General features: G+C 63.0%; 1 protein-coding gene and 1 pseudogene. One reads left to right on the top strand and one right to left on the bottom strand.

What is annotated here, in order from left to right:
• Positions 1 to 839 (bottom strand): acetyl-CoA C-acyltransferase (locus tag HX846_RS34345; RefSeq protein ID WP_178967163.1); only part of this gene is annotated, 839 nt, incomplete at its 3' end.
• Positions 840 to 953: 114 nt separating this feature from the next.
• On the opposite strand from HX846_RS34345, the pseudogene HX846_RS34340 reads away from it, so the two are divergent.
• Positions 954 to 1,598, top strand: a pseudogene (locus HX846_RS34340) (short chain dehydrogenase); the annotation flags it as partial.

The raw sequence follows: 1,598 nt of genomic DNA, 5'->3' as shown, positions 1-1,598 counted from the left end.
CGCTCCTTGGCCCAGGCTTCACTGCCCAGCAGCACCAACGAGGCGCCATCGGTCAGCGGCGTCGAGTTACCGGCGGTGAGGGTGCCCTTCTCACTGCGCTCGAAGGCGGGCTTGAGGCTGGCGAGTTTTTCCAGGGTCAGGTCGGGGCGCAGGTTGTTGTCGCGGGTCAGGCCAAGAAAGGGCGTGAGCAAATCGTTTTGCCAGCCTTCGGCGTAGGACGCGGCCATTTTCTGGTGGCTTTCCAGCGCCAACTGATCCTGCTCGGCGCGGGGGATCTGCCAGGTCTGCGCCATCAACTCGCAATGCTGGCCCATGGACAACCCGGTGCGCGGTTCGCCGTTGCGCGGCAGCTCCGGCTTGAGGTGATGGGGACGAAGTTGTAACAAGACTTTAAGTTTATCCGCCATGGATTTGCTGCGATTGGCTTGCAGCAGGATTTTGCGCAGGCCCTCATTCACCCCGATAGGCGCGTCGGACGTGGTGTCGACGCCGCCGGCAATCCCGCTTTCGATCTGCCCCAGCGCAATCTTGTTCGCCACCAGCAACGCGGCTTCCAGCCCCGTGCCACAGGCCTGCTGAATATCGTAGGCCGGGGTTTGCGGCGACAGGCGCGAGCCCAGCACGCACTCGCGGGTCAGGTTGAAGTCGCGGGAATGCTTGAGCACCGCCCCGGCGGCCACCTCGCCAATACGCAGGCCGTGCAGGTTGTAGCGTTCGATCAGGCCTTCGAGGGCGGCGGTCAACATCGCCTGGTTGCTCGCCGTGGCGTAAGGGCCGTTGGAGCGGGCGAAGGGGATGCGGTTACCGCCAATGATCGCTACACGGCGCAATTGAGTCATGGAAAGCTCCCTTGAGGTTATGGGGTGAATCTCTGAGCCTAGCCTAGGCTCAATCGAACGACTTTCACTTATTGATGGTCCACCGTTTGAACCCCAGCACTCGGAGAGCGTTCCATGTCTGACCGTTATATCGACTTCGCCAACTCCAGCCTCGGCCATCGCCTGGTCGCCGCCATTGGCCTGCCGTCACCGGTACGCCTGGAACGCTGGCAGGCCGGACGCCTGCGTCCGGTGGAGGGTGCACTGCTGATCGGCGGCGGCCCGCTGGCGACAAAAATCCTGCCATTCGCCAACAAACTGACCGACGCTATCTATAGCTACGGCACCGAACCGTCGACGGCAACCACCTGGATTCCCGGACACGGGCCCAAGCTCAAAGCCGTGGTATTTGACGCCAGCCAGTTGCAGCACACCGATCAACTCAAGCAGTTGCGGGAATTCTTTCAGCCGTTGATGAAGAACCTCGACCACAGCGCGCACCTGGTGATCCTTGGCCGCGCCCCGGAAAGCCTCGGCGACCCGTTTGCCGCCAGTGCCCAACGGGCCCTTGAAGGCTTCAGCCGGTCGCTGGCCAAAGAGCTGCGCAGCGGCGGCGTCCTGCAATTGCTGTACGTGGGCGACGGGGCCGAGGATCAATTGGAGGGTGCGTTGCGGTTCTTCCTCTCGCCGAAAAGTGCCTATATCTCCGGCCAGGTCATTCGCTTGAACCCTTGCGCGACCCAGGTCGCGGACTGGACGCGCCCACTCGCCGGGCACAAG

Source organism: Pseudomonas sp. K5002 (assembly GCF_013386655.1).
GTDB lineage: Bacteria > Pseudomonadota > Gammaproteobacteria > Pseudomonadales > Pseudomonadaceae > Aquipseudomonas.
This window is presented reverse-complemented; position numbering and strand designations above follow the sequence as displayed.